Source organism: Pseudarthrobacter sulfonivorans (assembly GCF_024391045.1).
Lineage (GTDB): Bacteria > Actinomycetota > Actinomycetes > Actinomycetales > Micrococcaceae > Arthrobacter > Arthrobacter sulfonivorans_B.
This window is the reverse complement of the sequence record NZ_JANFCZ010000049.1, coordinates 1-3,885: the sequence shown is the minus strand read 5'-3', so window position 1 is coordinate 3,885 and position 3,885 is coordinate 1. Positions and strand designations below refer to the sequence as shown.

Sequence of the window (3,885 nt, the reverse complement as noted above, 5' to 3'; positions counted from 1 at the left end):
CCGGCGAGGACGTGTATCGGAAAGCGAGCTTGCTTAGAGCTAGGTCTGAACCGGCCGAACCTGAAAGGACACCCGGATGGCGATATCGACTTTGTCCCGAAAATTGCTTTGGGGCCGCGCTGCGAGCCATTGTGCGATGCCCTCATGCCGTAGAACGCTTGCACACCAGTCCGGCCTCAACGGCGACGCCGTTCTGATAGGCGAGGAGGCCCACATTGTTGCTAAGAGCCCCGATGGACCCCGCGGCGAATCCCCTTTGTCGCCGGAGCAGCGTGACGAATACAGCAATCTCATACTGCTCTGTCCGACTGACCACGCACTAATAGACAAGGCCCCGGAGGACTTCTCCGTTGGCTTCCTGCTGGATATGAAGGCGAAGCACGAGGCATGGGTGAAAGGTACTCTCGGGGCTGCATCCAATCCCGCCGACGAAAAGTGGGCAGCCTTGGTCGATGACCTGACGGCCCGGTTGAGCTTAGATACATGGCACAAGGATGTGAGTGCCGTACTTAGCGGCGGGGAAGCAAGCATGTCTGTCTCAACCGAAGAACGATTGCGTGCCTGCTTGCATTGGATTGCCACACGGCCTTGGCCGAAAGGGCATGACGACCTTCGACAATTGATCGAAACGATCGGTCACCTCATAAATGAGCTACTGAGTACCTTTTCCCAACACTCGGATCGGGACCGCCTTGGGGCCCGTCTCCGCTTCAAAGCCTTCTACAAAATACCCGTTTGGGACGATGATCTGTATGCGTCACTTCTTAGTGAATACAAAGAAGGTCGCCAATATCTCGCTGATCTTGTCCTTGAGTTGACCCGCTACGTGAACTTGTTCAGTGATGTAGTCAGGGACGAGCTCGATCCTGAGTTCAGGGATGAAGAGGGCTACGCAACACTCATTATCGAAGGTGACATCCTTCGTTTCGATACCTACGTCCCTCGGTTCACGCAGGAAGAGGCATCTGTGATTAGTAAGTCACTGAATCCGTTTCAAGACTTCGCCAAACACCGATCTGCGCGAGCTCCTCGCTTCTCATGGTAGGCATACGTTGTGACAAATTGACTTGGTCTAGCTCAGGACGGGTTGGCTAAGGAACTACGACTCCGGCAGGGGAGAGGTTCACTCCGGTTTGGCGTGGCGCAGGTACTGGTAGACGGTCTCCCGGCTGATGCCGTAGTCGCGGGCAAGGACGGCTTTCGGCACACCGTCGACGGCGCGCTGGACCAGCTCGCCCGCGCGTTCCGGAGTAAGGGTCTTTTTCCGTCCTTTGTAGGCGCCGCGCTGCTTGGCCAAGGCGATGCCTTCCCGCTGGCGTTCCCTGATGAGTGATCGTTCGAACTCGGCAAAGGCACCCATGACCGAGAGCATGAGGTTGGCCATGGGGGAGTCGTCGCCGGTGAAGACCAGGCTCTCTTTGACGAATTCGACCCGCACGCCTTTGAGTGTCAGGCCTTGGACCAGGGCACGCAGGTCATCGAGATTGCGGGCGAGCCGGTCCATGCTGTGGACAACTACGGTGTCCCCGTCGCGGGCGAACCGCAGCAACTCAGCTAGCTGTGGTCTGGCCGTATCCCTGCCGGAGGCCTTGTCCGTGAAGACCCGGTCCAGTATCTGGCCTTCGAGCTGGCGCTTCTCGTTCTGGTCCAGCGTGCTCACGCGCACGTACCCGATCCGCTGTCCCGTCACTGTGCCTCCAACCCTCTTCTGTCAGATTGATTTCTAAGGCCTTTCCGGCAGAACGTCAAGGCACTTGGACGTGGGAGCTCAGGTGGACCTATTCCACTCGTCAAGGGATCTGACGAATGTTTGGCTACCTGTGGGTATAAAGAGAGCCTGAGGGATGAAGCGAAGGAACGTTCGCGCGCGATGCAGAGCAACGGTCACCCGCCAGACTGGCCTCTTGGGGATCCTGACTTTTCGTACGCATCCCATAACAGGTTGACCACAACGAACAGCGAAATGTTCATGTAGGTAAAGGCTCCCACTCCGACTGACGTCAAGGTTGTTAGGACGGTGGCGTACGGAAGACTTGGGTCTTCCTGGTCGATGTCCAAGTTAGCTAGAACAACCAAATTTGCGGTTGCTACCAAGGAGACCACGACCGTAAAGAGTACGTGGGCGCCAGCTTCGTCGAGGGCTCTCAGGTCAACACCATCAGTTTGGTTCCTGCGCATCAGGAGGCGATCCCGCCACGAGGCGATTTGAGTGAAAGCGGCAAAGAGGGCACCTACAAGTACGGCGGCACCCGCGATGAACTGATCGGCATGAGGGAGAACAAAGCCAGAGGCCGCAGCGATGCCGGCAGCCGCCAGAGGGAGAACCAGGAGAACGGCCCTGGCCTTCCTATCTGGAGCTTCAGGACCGGTATCCCGTCTTTTCCGCAGTCCTTGTCCAACCCCCCTCAGGAGGGGACGGGGATCGAAGCGTCCAGGCACTCTTCTACCTCCACTGGCGAGATGGCTTTGACATCTACCCGTTCCTCAGCCGCTACGACCCGAACACGAGGGGCAACCTTGTCGTAGTAGAAGCGGAGGGAAGGTTCTCCTTCCGAAACCGGATACGTGAAAACATCACGCAGAGTATCCACGGCAATTGTTGTGGAAGCACCGGAATCGCTCATCACGGCGACAGAAGCAGTGTTGTATCGGGCCACTTCATCAATATGAAACAGGTTCTCCGTTTCAAGCAGCCCAGCAAGCTCGGAGACTCCCTGTGCCGCGGTTGAGGAGTTGCCGGCTTTTGCTCGATGGAACCACCTCTTACCTACGCTTCGCCCAATCTCTTTTTCGTTCTCGTCCCGCAGTTGGATTTGAAGGCTTCGTCTGACCTGTGGGCGTTTGCCGCCGCGGTCAGAGGGAACAGTGCTTCGAAATACTGCCGTGGCACTCTTTGCCGAGCCGATGATTTCGTCAATGTAGCTGTTGTCGACCGCCTGGCGTCGCGAGAAGAGCAGGCGGGAGTGGGGCACGCGGTTAGGTGGCGATATTCCTTCAGTTCGAGCAAGCTCGCGGGCTGCATCCTCGGCAGCCTTGGCGGATTTCTTCTGCTGCACGCCAGACTGAGTGAGAAGGCTGAAAAGCTCCGGAACGGGGTCCCGTCGGCGAATCGTGTGAGCCACCACCAGGAACTCTTTGCCGCTCTTAGGGAACAGGAAAGTGACATGATGTTCAGCCTCGGCGGACCACTTCTTGAGATCTCGGGGCTTTTTGTCGGGCCTCGTGGCTCTGCGATGGCTACCTAGCTCACCCACAGAGACAACCACGTGCCATAGATCATCACGGATCAGATGGGGTTCGCCAACAGTAACGGTCCGCGTGGGCTTCGGTGGCAGGCCCTCAACGGATGCCCTGGGCTCCAAATGGTGTGATTCCAGGTGGTGCAGGGACTCCAGTAGGGCAAGAATTGTTTCGCTGGTTGAAGACTTGCAGGAGGCGTCCTCAGGTTCCTGATCTTTGATGCGATTCTTGAAAGCTTGCACCACGTAGACGCGAAATCCATGAGTAGTTGCCAAATCCGGAACCTTTCAAGTTGAGTGCGTTGCAGAGGCTCCCGAGGTCGGCCTCGGCTGGCTGCAGATGTACGTATCCGAGCTGATCCTCGGCCTCAGTGTTGCAAATCATTCTCAATTTCTTTGCGACGGAAGCTCAAGAAAGCATCAAGAAAGTTCCGCCCGGATTACTCCCGCGGGGCAACAAAGTTCTTGTTTGTAGGACCGGCGATCTAGGGCGCGCGCGCAACGGTACCTCACGGCTCAACGTCAGCCAGGAGGGCCGTAAAGATGAAGAAATTATATAGCGCTTGCAACTATCAGTACACTTACTTTACGTAACGTCCATTATCGGCGTTCAAAGCAAGGGGAGTAGAAGCACCCGCGGGAACTC

The 3,885-nt window shown here is 56.9% G+C and carries 3 protein-coding genes; 1 reads left to right on the top strand and 2 read right to left on the bottom strand.

Features of this window, described 5'->3' with window-relative positions:
* Positions 1-76 precede the first annotated feature (76 nt).
* Entirely contained in the window at positions 77-1,045 is a 969-nt protein-coding gene (locus NQJ30_RS18775) for a hypothetical protein (RefSeq protein ID WP_255771834.1), read from the top strand.
* Between the two features lie 78 nt (positions 1,046-1,123).
* On the opposite strand, the gene NQJ30_RS18770 is transcribed toward NQJ30_RS18775, so the two are convergent.
* Positions 1,124-1,690 (bottom strand): recombinase family protein, encoded by a 567-nt coding sequence (locus NQJ30_RS18770; RefSeq protein ID WP_255771833.1) that lies wholly within the window; start codon positions 1,688-1,690, stop codon positions 1,124-1,126.
* Positions 1,691-2,405: 715 nt separating this feature from the next.
* Positions 2,406-3,515, bottom strand: coding sequence for a hypothetical protein (locus NQJ30_RS18765; protein ID WP_255771832.1), 1,110 nt, complete (start codon positions 3,513-3,515; stop codon positions 2,406-2,408).
* Between the last annotated feature and the right edge of the window lie 370 nt (positions 3,516-3,885).

Excerpts from the sequence above, each read along its gene's own strand:
- NQJ30_RS18775 (WP_255771834.1), top strand. The coding sequence starts at position 77 with ATGGCGATATCGACTTTGTCCCGAAAATTGCTTTGGGGCCGCGCTGCG.